We start from the raw sequence: 14,740 nt of genomic DNA on the forward strand, positions 1-14,740 counted from the left end.
ACCCGGCGGCCCGGCCCGGACACCAGCCGGGCCGGACACGGACGCGGACAGGGCGGTCCCGGCGGCCCCAGGGTCAGGCCGCCGCCTTCTCCAGGGTCACCAGGGTCACCCGGGGGCCGACCTCGTGGACGCCGACCTGCGCGTAGCCCCGGCTGCGGTAGAGGCGCAGGTTGCCCTCGCTGCGGTGGCCGGTGAAGAGCCGGAAGCGCTTGGCGGACGGGGCGGGCAGTTGTTCGACACCGCCCGCGAAGTGGTCCTCGATGGCGTCGAGAAGCCTGCCGCCGAGGCCGTGCCGCCGCATCCGGGGGTGCACGATGAGCTTGGCGATCCGTACCGTGCCGTCCTCGTCGAGACGGGCCCGTACGGAGGCGACGACCTCGTCGCCGAGCCGGGCCACGAGCCCGTGCCCCTCGTCGAGTTCGGCGCTCAGGGCGTCGAGCGACTGGGTGAGCGGCTCGATGGACCAGTCCCCGTACAGCTCCGCCTCGCTCTGGTAGCAGAGGTACTGCAGCTTCAGGATGTGCTCCGCGTCCCGCTCGGCCGCCGCTGAGATGGTCACGCTCAGGCCCATGTGTGCACGCCTCCCGCTCTGGTTCGATCATCGGTTTACCGCACACTTCCCCGTCGAGCGGGAGCGGGAACCTCTGCCGCCAGCATTCTGCGCAGGCATCCCAGGCATCGGGAACGCATCGGCCCCAGACTGCCCTGTGAGATACCCAACTCTCCTGCGATTTCCCGGTAGGTGTGGTCCTCCGGGTCGAGCATCGCGGTCAGCACCCGGGGACAGCGGCCGGGCGTCCGGGTGACGGCGGCGCGCAGGGTGCGGCGGCCCTCGGCGGCCATCAGGGAGTGCTCGGGGGAGCCGTGGGGCTCGGCGCCGTCGGGCCGGTGGACGGGCTCCTCGCGGTACGGGGTCTCGCGGTGACTGGTCCTGCGGGCGCGGCGGGCCTCCGCCCGGACGGCCCTGCGGAGCCATTCGGCGGGGCGCTCGGGGGCGGTGCCGGTCTCTTGGAGCCGCTCCAGGAGGCGGAGCCAGACGGCCTGTTCGAGGTCGCCCGGATCGATCCCCGCGGCGGGCGCCTCGGCGTCCGACTCGGCGGCGAGCAGGGGCGCGAGGGCGGCGAGGAGACCGGGGGCGGCGGGGACGGGTCCCGGCGCGCCCCCGGAGGCGGATCCCGCTTCCGCTCCGGCGGCACGGGTCGGAGCGGGAGCGGCGGTCTGGGGGGTGGTCATGAGGGGCACGATGCCGGGGCACGCGCGCGTGGTTGCGGTCCGTGGCGCAAACCACCCGGGCGGGGGGTGTGCGGGCCCGGACGTCCGCCCGTACACCCCCCTCCGCTCCCCCGGGCGGCTCCCGGGGCGGACGGGCCGCCGGGCTCAGCGCCGGGCGGTGAGGTCCGCCGCTGCGAGCAGGGCCGTGTCGGGGTTGTCGGCGAAGACACCGTCGATGCCGGTCTCCAGGTACCGCTTCAGGGAGCCGAACGCGTCCCCGTACGCCGTCGGGTCCGTGCCCCGGCGGAAGTCGGCGGGCAGGAAGGCGTTCTCGTTGCGGTGGGTGTACGGGTGGAGGACCAGGCCCGCCGCGTGGGCGTCCCGCACCAGGGTCGTCGGCTCGCCGAGCCGCCCGCTCGCGTCCTTGGGGATCACCAGGTCGAGGGTGGGGCCGATGCCCTTGGCGTACGAGGCGATCCAGCGCAGGCCCCGGGGGGTGACGAGGTCGGCGACCGTACGGGGGTCCCCGCTCAGGACGAAGTCCCAGGGGCGGGTGCCGGGGCCGGAGAGCAGGACGACGCCGGGCGCGTCGACGAGCTTCGAGAGCCGCTGGATGCTGCTGGGCTCGAAGGACTGGAGGAAGACCGGGGAGTTCGCGCGGTGGCGGCCGTACCGGCGGAGCAGTCGGGCGAGCCGCTCCTCCAGACCGAGGCCGAGGGCGCGGAAGTAGCTGGGGTGCTTGGTCTCGACGTGCAGCCAGACCTCGCGGCCCCGGCGGCGGCCCTCCTCGTCGGCCCAGCGCAGGACCTCCTCGAAGGTGGGGACGGTCCACCGGCCGTCGTACAGGCTGTTCTCCTGGCGGATGGCCGGAATCCGCTCCTTGGCGCGCAGGGTCCTGAGTTCGGCGAGCGTGAAGTCCTCGGTGAACCAGCCGGTGAGGGAGACCCCGTCGACGCTCTTGGTGGCCTTCCGGGAGGCGAACTCGGGGTGGTCGGCGACGTCGGTGGTGCCGGTGATGTCGTTCTCGTGCCGGCAGACCAGGTGTCCGTCCTTGGTGGGGACGAGGTCCTGTTCGATGACGTGGGCGCCGAGGTCCAGGGCCAGCTGGTAGGAGCCGAGGGTGTGTTCGGGCCGGTAGCCGCTGGCGCCCCGGTGGGCGATGACGGTGGGGACGGGGAGCGAGCGGTAGCCGCCCCGGCCCTGCGTCCGGGCCGCCGGGGCCGGGGCGTCGGCCGCCGACGCCGGGCCCGTACCGGCCGTGAGGGCCGTGGAGGCGCCGAGGACCGTGGCGCCCGCCGCTCCGAGAACCGTCCGCCGTGCCGGGGTCCGGCGTTCGCCCTGGGTCATGAGGTGTCCTCCCGTGTGATGCCCGCGCCTGTCGGCGGGTGTCCCCGACGCTAGGCATCCGGGCCCTACGGACGGCAGACCCCGGCGGAACATGGCGGAAACACACGTCAACACCGCGTATCCACTCGGTGAACCCGATGTGCGTACGGACCGGACCCGCGAGTATCGTCGCGTGCTGCACCGTCGGCCCGACTGACCCGCGCCCCACCGGAGGAACCGTTGTCCCGTCTCGCGATCATCAAGGCAGTGCTCGGGCCGCCCATGCGCCTGATGTTCCGCCCCCGCGTGGAGGGCGCCGAGAACATCCCGGGGACCGGTCCCGTCATCCTCGCGGGCAACCACCTGACGTTCATCGACTCGATGATCATGCCGATCTGCCTGGACCGCCCGGTCTACTTCATCGGCAAGGACGAGTACGTGACGGGCAAGGGCCTCAAGGGCCGGGCCATGGCGTGGTTCTTCACCAGCGTCGGCATGATCCCGGTGGACCGGGACGGCGGACGCGGTGGTGTGGCGGCGCTGATGACCGGCCGCCGGGTGCTGGAGGAGGGCAAGATCTTCTCGATCTACCCGGAGGGCACCCGCTCCCCCGACGGCAGGCTGTACCGGGGCCGTACGGGCATCGCGCGCCTCACCCTGATGACCGGGGCGCCGGTGGTGCCGTTCGCGATGATCGGTACCGACAAGATCCAGCCGGGCGGCTCGGGCTTCCCGCGCCCGGGGCGGGTGACGGTCCGGTTCGGTGAGGCGATGGAGTTCTCGCGGTACGACGGGATGGACCGGGACCGCTACGTGCTGCGGGCGGTGACGGACTCGGTGATGACGGAGGTCATGCGGCTGTCCGGGCAGGAGTACGTGGACATGTACGCCACCAAGGCGAAGGCGGCCTGACCGCCGGAACGCGCGGGTGCCCCGTACGGCTCGGCCGTACGGGGCACCCGCGCGTCGTGCGGAGAAGCGTCGGCCCGTCTCCGGGGAGTGCCGGGCCGTCGCCGTGGAGGAGTGCGGGCCTGTCGCCGTGGAGAGGCGTCAGGGCGTCTCCGCCGGGGGGCGTCAGTGTTCGACGCCCTCCTCCAGCTTCTGGCCCTTGAGCAGGAACCAGGCGACGACCGCCGTCGCCAGGAGGACCACCGCGCCGACCCCGGCCGCTATCCGCAGGCCCTCCACGAAGGCCTGCTGGGCGGCCGACACCAGGGCCGTCGCCGTCTCCGGGGCCAGGGCTCCGGAGGCCTCGACCGCGCCGCCGAGCGACTCGTGGGCCGCCGAGGCGATGTCGGACGGGATGCCCACCGGGGCGGTGAAGCCCCGGTAGACGCCGGTCACGATGGAGCCGAGGACGGCGATGCCGAGCGCGGCGCCCAGTTCGTACGCGGTCTCGGAGACCGCCGAGGCCGAACCCGCCTGGTCCTTCGGGACGCTGGACAGGATCACGTCGGCGGTGACCGTGAAGGCGAAGCCCGCGCCCACGCCCACGACCAGCAGGGCGGCGCCGAGCAGCGGGTAGCCCGTGCTCTGGTCGAGCGTCGTCAGGACGGCCAGCGAGAGGCCGACCGCCGCGAGGCCACCGGCCACCACGGCCCGTACGGAGAAGCGCCGGGCGACCAGGCCCGCGATCAGACCGGCCGTGACCGCGCCGACGGCGGCGGGCAGTTCGGCGAGGCCCGCCTCCAGCGGCTGGCGGCCCTGGACCAGCTGGAAGAACTGGGACAGGAAGAACACCAGGCCGGAGAGGCCGAGGATGGTCAGCAGATCGGCGAGCACCGCGCCCGAGAAGCCCCGGTTGCGGAAGAGGCGCATGTCCAGGAGCGGCGCGGGCAGGGTCAGCTGCCTGCGGACGAACCAGGTCAGGGCGCCCGCACCGGCGAGAACGGCGAGGCCCGCGTCGACGGACGGGCCGTGCGAGGCCAGTTCCTTGATCGCGTAGACGACGCCGATCATGCCGAGGAGGGAGAGCAGGACGCTCGGCAGGTCCCAGGGGCCCGGGTTCGGGTTCTTGGACTCGGGGATCAGCTTGATGCCGACGAAGACCAGGACGGCCATCACGGGCAGGTTGATGAGGAAGACCGAACCCCACCAGAAGTGTTCGAGCAGGAATCCGCCGACGACCGGTCCGACGGCGGCACCGGCCGAGGCCATGGCGCCCCAGACACCGATGGCGAGGCTGCGCTCGCGCGGGTCGTGGAAGAGGTTGCGGATGAGCGCCAGGGTGGACGGCATCAGGGTGGCGCCTGCGACACCGAGGAGCGCGCGGGCCACGATCATCATCTCGGGGGTCGTGGCGTAGGCGTTCAGGACGGAGACGGCGCCGAAGGCCGTGGCACCGATCAGGAGCAGCTTCTTGCGCCCGATGCGGTCACCGAGGCTGCCCATGGAGACCAGGAGTCCGGCGATGACGAAGGAGTAGACGTCGCCGATCCAGAGCAGCTGGTTGCCGGTGGGCTTCAGGTCCTCGGAGAGGAAGGGGGTGGCGAGTCCCAGGACCGTCGCGTCGACCGCCACGAGGAGGACGGCCAGGACGAGGACGGAAAGGGCGAGCCACCGGCCGGGGCGGCGCACGCCCTCGGTATGGTCCTTGCTCGTGAGGGTGCTGGTGGTCACTTCTCCACGCTCCTGCGTGCTCCGCCGAGCAGCAGCTCGACGATCATGTACTGGAAGTCCTTGGCGGCGACCCGGCCGTCCGCGACGGCCCAGGCGCCGGAACCGATGAGCCCGTAGAGGGCCTCGGCGAGCCAGGCGGGTGTCAGGTCGATCCGGAAGACGCCGTGTTCCTGGCCGCGCCGGAAGAAGGCCGCGATCTCCTCGTCGAGGCGTTCCCAGCCCTCGTTCTGCTGGTCGCCCTCGAAGAGCTGGTTCTCGGTGACGAGGAACGACAGCAGGGGCGCGACGGGCTGCACCTCGGCGACGAGCCTGCGCAGGGCCTCGTCCTCGGGCTCCTGGCCGAGCCGGGCCCGGTCGAGGGCCTGTTCCATCTCCTGGATGCCGAGGTCTTCGAGCGCCCGCACGAGCGCGTCCCGCCCGGCGAACTGCCGGTGCAGGGTGGCCCGGCCGATGCCCGCCGCGCGGGCGACCTCGTCCATGGTGGCGGTCGCCTTGCGGCTGAGCAGGGCCGCGGCGGCGCGGAGCACCTGGGTGCGATCGACTGACATGAGACGACCATACACCGAATGAGACATCGATGTCTCATTCGATATTCGAATGCCTCACCAAGGGGGTGAGGGGGAAGGGGTACGCATGACCAAGCCGCTCTTGCTCATCGATGTCGACGGACCGCTCAATCCGTACGCGGCACAGCGCGAACGACGTCCCGCCGGATACGGCACCCACCGGATGAGCCCCACCGGCTGGACGGGGGCGAAGCCGCTGCGGGTCTGGCTCCACCCCGGCCACGGGGAGGAGCTGCTCGCGCTGGCCGGGACGTACGAGCTGGTCTGGGCGACGACCTGGAAGGGCGAGGCCAACGACTGGATAGGGCCCCGGCTCGGGCTGCCCGAACTGCCGTTCGTCGACTGGCCGCAGATGCACGGGAGGGCGCCCGCCGGGACCTTCTGGAAGACGCAGTACGTCCTGGAGTACGCGGCGGGGCGCCCCTTCGCCTGGATCGACGACGACATCACCCCGTACGACCGCGAGTACGTGGAGCGGAACCACCTCGCCGCCGCCCTGTTGCTGCGCGTCGACGAACGGATCGGGCTGACCCGGCCGGACTTCGACGCGCTCGCGGAGTGGGCGGCGGCGCTGTGACGCGGGGTTCCCCGGTGGCTACTTCAGCTTGGCGGTGGCCCAGGCGTGCTGGATCACCAGGTCCGCCTTGACCTCGACCAGCTGGACGGCGACGGCGGAGGGGGCGGTGCCGCCCCGCCCGTCACGGGAGGCGAGGGAGCCGGGGACGTCGAGCACGGTGCGGACCTGGGGGGTGAGGTGCTCGGAGATCTTCGCGAACTGCTCGTCCGTCAGCTCGTCCAGCTCCTTGCCCTCGGCCTCGGCCGCCTTCACGCACTCCCCCGCGACCTCATGCGCCACCCGGAACGGGACGCCCTGCCTGACCAGCCACTCCGCGATGTCCGTCGCCAGCGAGAATCCGGCCGGGGCCAGCTCCTCCATGCGCTCGCGGTTGACGGTGAGCGTGGCCATCATGCCGGTGAAGGCGGGCAGCAGGACCTCCAGCTGGTCGCAGGAGTCGAAGACCGGCTCCTTGTCCTCCTGGAGGTCCCGGTTGTAGGCCAGCGGGAGGGCCTTCAGGGTGGCGAGCAGCCCCGAGAGGTTGCCGATGAGACGGCCGGACTTGCCCCGGGCCAGCTCCGCGATGTCGGGGTTCTTCTTCTGCGGCATGATCGAGGAGCCGGTGGAGAAGGCGTCGTGCAGGGTCACGAAGGAGAACTCCTTCGTGTTCCAGATGATGATCTCCTCCGCGATCCGCGAGAGGTTGATGCCGATCATCGCGGTGATGAAGGCGAACTCGGCGACGAAGTCCCGGGAGGCCGTGCCGTCGATCGAGTTGCCGACCGAGCCGCGCTCGAAGCCGAGGTCCTTGGCGACCGCCTCCGGGTCGAGCCCGAGGGAGGAACCGGCGAGGGCGCCGGAGCCGTACGGGGAGACCGCCGTACGGGTGTCCCACTGCCGCAGCCGCTCGGCGTCCCGGGAGAGGGACTGGGCGTGGGCCAGGACGTGGTGCGCGAAGAGCACGGGCTGGGCGTGCTGGAGGTGCGTACGGCCGGGCATGGCGACGCCCGGGTGGGCCTCGGCGAGGCCCACGAGGGCGTCCTGGAGGTCGGCGACGAGGCCGCCGATGATCCGGGCGTGGTCGCGCAGGTACATCCTGAAGAGGGTGGCGACCTGGTCGTTCCGCGACCGGCCCGCGCGCAGCTTGCCGCCGAGGTCCGGGCCGAGGCGCTCCAGGAGGCCCCGCTCCAGGGCGGTGTGGACGTCCTCGTCGGCGACGGTGCCGACGAAGGAGCCGTCGGCGACGGCCGCCTCCAGCAGGTCGAGCCCGGCGATCATGCGGGTCAGCTCGTCCTCGGTGAGCAGCCCGGCCTTGTGCAGCACGCGCGCGTGGGCGCGGGAACCGGCGATGTCGTACGGCGCGAGACGCCAGTCGAAGTGGACCGATGCGGACAGCTTCGCCAGGGCCTCGGCGGGCCCGTCCGCGAACCGTCCGCCCCAGAGCCGGACGTCACCGTTGTTGCTGCTCACAGCTGCTGCTCCTCGGGAGGGTGGGTGGTGCCGCCGCCCCCGTACGGAGCGGGGACGTCGACGACAGCATAACTATGCAATCCTCCGTATGTTTTGTCAATGTGGGGGTGGGGCGAGGGAATGGGCCGGGGGCGAGGGTCGGGGCGGGTGGGAGGTGGGGCGAGGTGGTGGGGGCGGACGCGGAGCGTCCGATATTCGGCTGTGGTCCAGGGGGCGGCCGTCTAGGCTCCGCCCATGTCCGACCCCGACACCGCCTCCCTGCCCACGCCCCGGTCCGCGTCCATGCCCGCAGCCGCGTCCGCGTCCATCGGACCGGCCTTTCCGGGTGACCACCATGAGGACTTCGCCGCTCTTCTCCGCCGGGCGCTCGAAGGGTCCGACGCGGGTGCGTGGGCCGTGTTCGACCGACACGTCCGGGACGCGCTCCGGTACCGCCGGGTGCCGCCCGCCCACACGTGGTTCCCCTTGTCCCCCGGCGATCGGCCGGGGCTTCCGATGGGCCTCCTCGAACTGGCCGTCGCCCTGTGCGGACCCGACGGCCGGGTCAGGGAGGCCGCGCTCGGGCGCGTCCGGGGCACCCCGGCCCTGCTCCCGCTCGTCGTGATCCGCTGCTCGGACTGGGCCGGGCCGGTGCGGGAGCGGGCCCGGACGGTGCTGCGCGAAGAGTTGCCCGACGCCGCCCCCGAGGTGCTGGACACCCTGGTGGCGGTCGCCCTGGGAACGGGCGGCAGGCTGCGCGGGGACGCCGCGCGGGAGCTGCTGACCGGGACCCTGCGGGACGCCCCGGCCGCCCGGCTGGCCGTCCTCCTGCGGAGCGGCCACCGCCGCCACCGGCTCCGACGTGGTCGTCCAGGACCTGTGCGCCGACGCCCTGCTCGCCAGGGTCACGGGACCGTCCGACCGGGACCTGCTCGCCCCTCTGCTGGGGGCCCGCTACCACCGGGTGCGGGCGGCCGGGGTCACGGCGCTGTACCGGGGCGGCACGCCCGCAGACGCCGGGGCGTTCCTGTCCGATCGGTCGCCGTTGGTGCGTGCCTGCGCGCGGTGGGTGCTGGGGCGGGCGGACGTCGGTCCCGGGTCCGTCCCCGGCGGGTGACCGCCACCCCTCGGGAGGGTGTTCCCCGTGGGGCGGGTCGCGCGCAGGATGGGGGCATGGGAAAGACATACGAACGTATCGACGGGCGGCTTCGGGCCTTCATCGAGGAGCAGCCGGTGTTCTTCACCGCGACCGCGCCGCTCTCCGGCGACGGGCACGTCAACCTCTCCCCCAAGGGCCGCAGGGGCACCCTCGTCGTGCTCGACGAACTGACCCTCGCCTACGTCGATTTCGGCGGCAGCAGCGCCGAGACCGTCGCCCACCTCCGGGAGCCCGGCAACGGGCGCATCACCCTCATGTGGACCGCGTTCTCCGGGCCGCCGACCGTCGTACGGGTGCACGGCACCGGGGAGGCCGTCCTCCGGGACGATCCGCGCTGGGACGGACTGTTCGCCCGCTTCCCGGCCGAGGCGGTCGAGGGGCAGGGCAGCGCACGGGCCGTCGTGGTGGTGCGCGCCCGGCGGGTCAGCGACGCCTGCGGGTTCGCCGTCCCCCTGATGGAGTACCGGGAGGACCGGTCGACGCACGCCGAGTACTTCAACCGGAAGACGGACGAGGAGTTCAACGCGTACTGCGAACGCAAGGAGCACATCGCCACCAGTCTCGACGGACTGCCCGCGATCCCGCTCCCGCTGCCCCCGCTGCCCACCGGCCGGGCCACGGGCGCGGCCCCGGACGCCTGAGCCGTCGTGGACGGTCGGGCGTACGGGGCCGGGAAGGGCTGACGGGGAGGGTCAGCGGTCCTTCTGCGCGAGGCGGAGCAGATGGTCGGCGAGGGCCTGGCCACCGGTGGCGTCACGGCTGATGAGCAGGAGGGTGTCGTCACCCGCGATGGTGCCGAGGATCGCGTGGAGCTCGGCCTGGTCGATGGCCGACGCGAGGAACTGGGCGGCGCCCGGCGGGGTCCGCAGGACGACCAGGTTCGCGGACGCCTCGGCGGAGATCAGCAGTTCGCCGGAGAGGCGCCGCATCCGCTCCTCCTTGGCGGACTCGCCCAGCGGCGCCTGCGGGGTGCGGAAGCCGCCCTCGCTGGGGACCGCGTAGATCAGCTCGCCGCCGGTGTTGCGGATCTTCACCGCGCCCAGTTCGTCGAGGTCGCGGGAGAGCGTCGCCTGGGTGACGCTCAGTCCGTCGTCCGCGAGGAGCTTGGCGAGCTGGCTCTGTGAGCGCACCGGCTGCCGGTTGAGGATGTCGACGATCCTCCGGTGACGGGCGGTGCGGGTCTGTGGAACCGACGGCCCTCCGTGCTCGTTCTCCTGCGCGTCGGTCATCGTCGTCTCATTCTCCGGTTCGTGCTTTCCCGTGCGCCACGTCGAGGACCCCGGGCAGCGCCCGCAGGAACGTGTCCGCCTCGGCGTCGGTGAGGACCAGCGGAGGCATGATCCGTACGACGTCGGGGGCGGGCGCGTTCACCAGGAGGCCGGCATCCTGAGCCGCCTGCTGCACCTGAGGTGCGAGGGGCTCCGTGAGCACGATACCCAGCAGGAGGCCCGCGCCACGGACGTGGGAGACCAGCGGGTGGTCCAGCGCCTCGATTCCCTGCCGCAGCCGCTCTCCGACGGCCTTGACGTGGTCGAGGGCCGCGTCGGCGCCGAGGGTGTCCAGGACGGCGAGGCCCGCGGCGCAGGCGACGGGGTTGCCGCCGAAGGTGGTGCCGTGGTGTCCGGGCGCGAAGAGGTCGGCGGCCGGGCCGAACGCGACGGTCGCGCCGAGCGGGAGCCCGCCGCCCAGCCCCTTGGCGAGGGTGACGACATCGGGCTCGACGCCCTCGTGTGCCTGGTGCTCGAACCAGTGGCCGCAGCGGCCGACGCCGGTCTGCACCTCGTCGAGGACGAGGAGGGTGCCGGTGGCGCGGGTGATCTCCCGGGCGGCCCTGAGGTAGCCGGGGGGCGGGACGACGACACCGTTCTCGCCCTGGATCGGCTCGATGATCACCAGTGCGGTGTCCTCGGTGACCGCGGCCCGCAGCGCTTCGGTGTCGCCGTACGGGACATGGGTCACGTCGCCGGGGAGCGGCAGGAACGGGGTCTGCTTGCCGGGCTGGCCGGTGAGCGCGAGGGAGCCCATGGTCCGGCCGTGGAAGCCGCCCTGGGTGGCGACCATGTGGGTGCGGCCGGTGAGCCGTCCGATCTTGAACGCGGCTTCGTTGGCCTCGGCGCCCGAGTTGCAGAAGAAGACCTTGCCGGGGCGGCCGAAGAGGCCGAGGAGCCGTTCGGCGAGGGCGACGGGCGGCTCGGCGACGAAGAGGTTGGAGACGTGGCCGAGGGTCTGGACCTGCCGGGTGACGGCCTCGACGACCGCCGGGTGGCCGTGGCCGAGGGCGTTGACCGCGATGCCGCCGACGAAGTCCAGGTACGCCGTGCCCTCGGCGTCCCAGACGGTGGCGCCCGCACCCCGGACGAGGGGCAGCCGGGGGGTGCCGTAGTTGTCCATCAGCGAGCCCTGCCACCGCTGGGTCAGTTCGTCGTTGCTCATGCTTCCCCCTGTCCGTCCGGCACGACCATCGTGCCGATGCCCTCGTCGGTGAAGATCTCCAGCAGGATGGAGTGCGGGACGCGGCCGTCGATGACACGGGCGGTGGTGACCCCGTTGCGCACGGCGTGCAGACAGCCCTTCATCTTGGGGACCATGCCGCTGGAGAGCTCGGGCAGCAGCTTCTCCAGCTGGCTCGCGGTGAGCCTGCTGATGACCTCGTCGCTGTGGGGCCAGTCCTCGTAGAGGCCCTCGACGTCGGTCAGGACCATCAGGGTCTCGGCACCCAGCGCCGCAGCGAGTGCCGCAGCCGCCGTATCAGCATTGACGTTGTAGACATGTCCGTCGTCCTGGGAGCGGGCGATGGAGGAGATGACCGGGACGCGGCCGTCCTCCAGGAGCGCCTGGATGGCACCGGTGTCGATGGCGGTGATCTCACCGACCCGGCCGATGTCGATCTGTTCGCCGCCGACGAACGGGCGGTGCCGGGTGGCGGTGATGGTGTGGGCGTCCTCGCCGGTGAGGCCGACGGCGAGCGGGCCGTGCTGGTTGAGGAGCCCGACCAGTTCGCGCTGGACCTGTCCGGCGAGGACCATCCGTACGACGTCCATGGCGTCCTCGGTGGTGACCCGCAGGCCCGCCTTGAACTCGCTGACGATGCCGTGGCGGTCGAGCGCCGCGCTGATCTGGGGGCCGCCGCCGTGCACGACGACCGGCTTGAGACCGGCGTGCCGCAGGAAGACGACGTCCTGCGCGAAGGCGGCCTTGAGGTCCTCGTCGATCATGGCGTTGCCGCCGAACTTGATGACGACCGTCTTGCCGTGGTGCCGGGTCAGCCAGGGCAGCGCCTCGATGAGGATCTGCGCCTTGGGGAGCGCGGTGTGCCTCCGCGTCCGGTTCGTGGGGTCGTCGGACATGTCGTCGGTCGTGTTCTCGATCGTGTTCTCGGTCTGGTGCTCGGCCGTGTTCTCGGTCATGACGAGTACGCGCTGTTCTCGTGGACGTAGTCGGCGGTGAGGTCGTTCGCCCAGATGACGGCGGACTCGGTGCCCGCGGCGAGGTCGGCGGTGATGGTGACCTCCCGGTAGCGCATGTCGACGAGGTCGCGGTCCTCGCCCACCGAGCCGTTCCGGCAGACCCAGACGCCGTTGATGGCGACGTTCAGCTCGTCGGGCTCGAAGGCGGCGGCCGTGGTGCCGATGGCGGAGAGCACCCGGCCCCAGTTGGGGTCCTCGCCGTGGATGGCGCACTTGAGGAGGTTGTTGCGGGCGATGGAGCGGCCGACCTCGACGGCGTCGTCCTCGGTGGCCGCGTTGACGACCTCGATCCGGATGTCCTTGCTGGCGCCCTCGGCGTCGCCGATGAGCTGGCGGGCGAGGTCGTCGCAGACGGTCCGGACGGCCTCGGCGAAGTCGTCCTGCCCGGGGGTGGCGCCGGAGGCGCCGGAGGCGAGGAGGAGGACGGTGTCGTTGGTGGACATGCAGCCGTCCGAGTCGACCCGGTCGAAGGTGGTGCGGGTGGCGCTCCGGAGGGCGGCGTCGAGACCGGCGGCGTCGACGTCGGCGTCGGTGGTGAGGACGACGAGCATGGTGGCGAGGCCGGGGGCGAGCATCCCCGCGCCCTTCGCCATGCCGCCGACGGTCCAGCCGTCCCGTGTCACGACGGAGGTCTTGTGGACGGTGTCGGTGGTCTTGATGGCGATGGCGGCCTTCTCGCCGCCGTGCTCGGAGAGTCCGGCCGCGGCCTTCTCGACGCCGGGGAGGAGCTTGTCCATGGGGAGCAGGAGGCCGATGAGGCCGGTGGAGGCGACGGCGACCTCGCCCGCACCGGTCTCGGTGCCCCGGGCGGTGAGGACCTCGGCGACCTTCTCGGCGGTGGCGTGGGTGTCCTGGAAGCCCTGGGGGCCGGTGCAGGCGTTGGCTCCGCCGGAGTTGAGGACGACGGCGGTCAGTTCGCCGTCGGCGAGGACCTGCTGGGACCAGACGACGGGGGCGGCCTTGACGCGGTTGGAGGTGAAGACGCCCGCGGCGGCGCGGCGCGGCCCGGTGTTGACCACGAGGGCCAGGTCCGGGTTGCCGTTCTGCTTGATCCCGGCGGCGATGCCCGCCGCCGTGAATCCCTTCGCTGCGGTGACGCTCACTCTTCTTCTCCGATCGCTTCTCCGCCCGCGCGGTGCGCGGGGGCTGGCTTCGTCGTCGTCCGTGGGCCGGTGGCCCCGCGGAGGTCGCTCACGGGGCGAGGCCCGTCGTGGGGAGTCCGGTGTCCTCGGGGAGCCCGAGGGCGATGTTCATGCTCTGCACGGCGCCGCCCGCGGTGCCCTTGGTCAGGTTGTCGATGGCGCTGATCGCGATGATCCGGTTCGCCGCCGGGTCGTGCGCGACCTGGATCTGGACGGCGTTGGAACCGAGGACGGACGCCGTCGCGGGCCACTGGCCCTCGGGCAGCAGGTGGACGAAGGGCTCGTCGGCGTAGGCCTTCTCGTACGCGGCGCGCACGGTCTCGGCGGTGACGCCCGGCTTCGCGGTGGCGGTGCAGGTGGCGAGGATGCCCCGGGACATCGGCGCCAGGGTGGGCGTGAAGGAGACGGTGACCCGCTCCCCGGCCGGACCGCTGAGGTTCTGGATCATCTCGGGGGTGTGCCGGTGGCCGCCGCCGACGCCGTACGGGGACATGCTGCCCATGACCTCGCTGCCGAGGAGGTGCGGCTTGGCCGCCTTGCCCGCGCCGGAGGTGCCGGAGGCGGCGACGATCACGGCTTCGGGTTCGGCGAGCCCGTTCTCGTACGCGGGGAAGAGGGCGAGCGAGACGGCGGTGGGGTAGCAGCCGGGCACCGCGACCCGCTTGGACCCCTCCAGCGCGGCGCGGGCACCGGGCAGTTCGGGGAGGCCGTACGGCCAGGTCCCGGCGTGCGGGGAACCGTAGTACGTCTCCCAGTCGGCGGGGTCGCGCAACCGGAAGTCGGCGCCCATGTCGACGACGAGGACGTCCGGGCCGAGCTGTTCGGCGACGGCGGCGGACTGTCCGTGCGGCAGGGCGAGGAAGACGACGTCGTGCCCGGCCAGCTCGTCGGCGGTGGTGGGCACGAGGACGCGGTCGGCGAGCGGCAGCAGATGGGGCTGGAGGGCCCCGAGTCGCTGACCCGCGTTGGAGTGGCCGGTCAGCGCGCCGATCTCCACCTGAGGATGGACGAGCAGAAGACGCAGGAGCTCTCCGCCCGCGTATCCGCTCGCACCCGCCACTGCCACTCGTACCGTCATCGAAGTACCCTCCTCATGGATGGCATGACTATACGTGTGCTTGCAGATTTATGCAATCAGGAGTGCCCGCCTCCGTCATGACCGGGCTCACGGTCACGTCCGGGTCTCACCCATCAGCAACACCACCGAGGCTCCGGCCGCGCGGGGGCGGACATTCACCCGGCGC

The 14,740-nt window shown here is 72.5% G+C and carries 15 protein-coding genes; 4 read left to right on the forward strand and 11 right to left on the reverse strand.

Going from position 1 to position 14,740, the window contains the following annotated elements:
• Positions 1 to 73: 73 nt before the first annotated feature.
• The 3 genes from ACFXGN_RS16265 to ACFXGN_RS16275 all read right to left on the reverse strand — a co-directional run bounded on the left by ACFXGN_RS16265 (position 74) and on the right by ACFXGN_RS16275 (position 2,559).
• Positions 74 to 571, reverse strand: coding sequence for a GNAT family N-acetyltransferase (locus ACFXGN_RS16265; RefSeq protein WP_384858981.1), 498 nt, complete (start codon positions 569 to 571; stop codon positions 74 to 76).
• 35 nt (positions 572 to 606) lie between these two features.
• Positions 607 to 1,233 (reverse strand): sigma-70 family RNA polymerase sigma factor, encoded by a 627-nt coding sequence (locus tag ACFXGN_RS16270; protein WP_384858983.1) that lies wholly within the window; start codon positions 1,231 to 1,233, stop codon positions 607 to 609.
• A 144-nt stretch (positions 1,234 to 1,377) separates the two neighbouring features.
• Positions 1,378 to 2,559, reverse strand: coding sequence for a glycerophosphodiester phosphodiesterase (locus ACFXGN_RS16275; RefSeq protein ID WP_384858986.1), 1,182 nt, complete (start codon positions 2,557 to 2,559; stop codon positions 1,378 to 1,380).
• A gap of 219 nt (positions 2,560 to 2,778) precedes the next feature.
• On the opposite strand from ACFXGN_RS16275, the gene ACFXGN_RS16280 reads away from it, so the two are divergent.
• Positions 2,779 to 3,450: a lysophospholipid acyltransferase family protein gene (locus ACFXGN_RS16280; protein WP_351787377.1), complete on the forward strand. Its 672-nt coding sequence runs from the start codon at positions 2,779 to 2,781 to the stop codon at positions 3,448 to 3,450.
• Positions 3,451 to 3,612: 162 nt separating this feature from the next.
• Here the strand turns inward: ACFXGN_RS16280 and ACFXGN_RS16285 are convergent, their stop codons facing one another.
• Both ACFXGN_RS16285 and ACFXGN_RS16290 read right to left on the reverse strand, forming a co-directional pair.
• Positions 3,613 to 5,157, reverse strand: coding sequence for an MFS transporter (locus ACFXGN_RS16285; protein ID WP_384858989.1), 1,545 nt, complete (start codon positions 5,155 to 5,157; stop codon positions 3,613 to 3,615).
• Positions 5,154 to 5,705 carry a TetR/AcrR family transcriptional regulator gene (locus ACFXGN_RS16290; protein WP_384858992.1) on the reverse strand — a complete coding sequence of 184 codons (552 nt, stop codon included), beginning with the start codon at positions 5,703 to 5,705 and terminating at the stop codon, positions 5,154 to 5,156. Before ACFXGN_RS16290 ends, ACFXGN_RS16285 begins: the two co-directional genes overlap by 4 nt.
• An 85-nt stretch (positions 5,706 to 5,790) precedes the next feature.
• Here ACFXGN_RS16290 and ACFXGN_RS16295 point away from each other — a divergent pair, with 85 nt between their 5' ends.
• A complete protein-coding gene (locus ACFXGN_RS16295) occupies positions 5,791 to 6,300 on the forward strand; it encodes an HAD domain-containing protein (RefSeq protein WP_384858995.1) in 510 nt (169 codons plus the stop codon).
• 18 nt (positions 6,301 to 6,318) lie between these two features.
• Here ACFXGN_RS16295 and argH read toward each other — a convergent pair whose 3' ends face one another.
• Positions 6,319 to 7,749: an argininosuccinate lyase gene (argH, locus tag ACFXGN_RS16300; protein WP_384858998.1), complete on the reverse strand. Its 1,431-nt coding sequence runs from the start codon at positions 7,747 to 7,749 to the stop codon at positions 6,319 to 6,321.
• Between the two features lie 841 nt (positions 7,750 to 8,590).
• On the opposite strand from argH, the gene ACFXGN_RS16305 reads away from it, so the two are divergent.
• Positions 8,591 to 8,845, forward strand: coding sequence for a hypothetical protein (locus ACFXGN_RS16305; RefSeq protein WP_384859001.1), 255 nt, complete (start codon positions 8,591 to 8,593; stop codon positions 8,843 to 8,845).
• Between the two features lie 56 nt (positions 8,846 to 8,901).
• A complete protein-coding gene (locus ACFXGN_RS16310; protein WP_384859004.1) occupies positions 8,902 to 9,528 on the forward strand; it encodes a pyridoxamine 5'-phosphate oxidase family protein in 627 nt (208 codons plus the stop codon).
• 51 nt (positions 9,529 to 9,579) lie between these two features.
• On the opposite strand, the gene ACFXGN_RS16315 is transcribed toward ACFXGN_RS16310, so the two are convergent.
• The 5 genes from ACFXGN_RS16315 to argC all read right to left on the reverse strand — a co-directional run bounded on the left by ACFXGN_RS16315 (position 9,580) and on the right by argC (position 14,574).
• Positions 9,580 to 10,116, reverse strand: a complete 537-nt coding sequence (locus tag ACFXGN_RS16315; protein WP_351792096.1) for an arginine repressor — start codon at positions 10,114 to 10,116, stop codon at positions 9,580 to 9,582.
• 7 nt (positions 10,117 to 10,123) lie between these two features.
• Complete coding sequence (locus ACFXGN_RS16320) at positions 10,124 to 11,320, reverse strand: acetylornithine transaminase (protein WP_384859007.1); 1,197 nt, start codon at positions 11,318 to 11,320, stop codon at positions 10,124 to 10,126.
• Entirely contained in the window at positions 11,317 to 12,234 is a 918-nt protein-coding gene (gene argB / locus ACFXGN_RS16325) for an acetylglutamate kinase (protein ID WP_384859185.1), read from the reverse strand. The genes ACFXGN_RS16320 and argB overlap by 4 nt, the downstream gene beginning before the upstream one ends.
• A 56-nt stretch (positions 12,235 to 12,290) precedes the next feature.
• Positions 12,291 to 13,457, reverse strand: coding sequence for a bifunctional glutamate N-acetyltransferase/amino-acid acetyltransferase ArgJ (argJ, locus tag ACFXGN_RS16330; protein ID WP_384859010.1), 1,167 nt, complete (start codon positions 13,455 to 13,457; stop codon positions 12,291 to 12,293).
• A gap of 88 nt (positions 13,458 to 13,545) precedes the next feature.
• On the reverse strand, positions 13,546 to 14,574 hold the full coding sequence (argC, locus tag ACFXGN_RS16335) for an N-acetyl-gamma-glutamyl-phosphate reductase (protein ID WP_384859013.1): 1,029 nt from the start codon (positions 14,572 to 14,574) through the stop codon (positions 13,546 to 13,548).
• Between the last annotated feature and the right edge of the window lie 166 nt (positions 14,575 to 14,740).

The organism is Streptomyces sp. NPDC059247, from assembly GCF_042754005.1.
Lineage (GTDB): Bacteria > Actinomycetota > Actinomycetes > Streptomycetales > Streptomycetaceae > Streptomyces.